This window comes from Bartonella sp. AA74HLJMH (genome assembly GCF_042197045.1).
Taxonomy (GTDB): Bacteria; Pseudomonadota; Alphaproteobacteria; order Rhizobiales; family Rhizobiaceae; genus Bartonella.
Genome location: NZ_JBHIRJ010000151.1, coordinates 1 through 615, shown reverse-complemented (window position 1 = coordinate 615; position 615 = coordinate 1). Strand labels below are relative to the sequence as shown.

General features: G+C 32.4%; 1 protein-coding gene. It reads left to right on the top strand.

The genetic code is table 11. The features are described from left to right. Positions 1-488: type IV secretion system protein (locus ACFINH_RS10280; RefSeq protein ID WP_375633076.1), on the top strand; the 488-nt coding region annotated here is incomplete at its 5' end. Positions 489-615: the final 127 nt, after the last annotated feature.

Sequence of the window (615 nt, the reverse complement as noted above, 5' to 3'; positions counted from 1 at the left end):
AGGCTATAACAAATAGTCAAAAAACTGGACCTAAAACTATAGATTTTTCTAGTTTTTTTCTCAAAGAACCAGAATCGTTCTATAAGAGTGATAAGCTTTCAAGAGAATCATATCAAGAGGTATTAGAGGACGAAAACAAAATTTCTGAGCCTTTTGATCGAATGGGCACGTTGCTTTTTGAGCGTTTAGAATTTTTCTCAATACTAAATAAAGCTATAACTTTAAAAAGTTTTGAAAACGTAGAAAATCGTTTTCAATACCTCAAAAGTCTATTTAATGAACTTCAAACAAAAGAAAACCTGAAAGATATTGCAGATCTTCAAGCACATATCGATGGTTCGTTAGCCATGATCCAAAATGAATCTATAAAGGTACAAATGGTAGCACATTTACGTAAGGCTGAGAAATCACTTATCAAAAGGAAAAGACGCGAAATTGATATGAAAATTTTTAACCATGAAGCAAAAGAGATGCCTATCATACGATGAAAACAAAAGCCGATGTAGAAGATTCAGTACTATCTGAACAATTCAGAGAGGCACAAAGATTTTATCAAAGCCAAGATATCGTGCTGAAAACACTTAGGTAATGTATAAATGAAAATGAGGCGTTTAG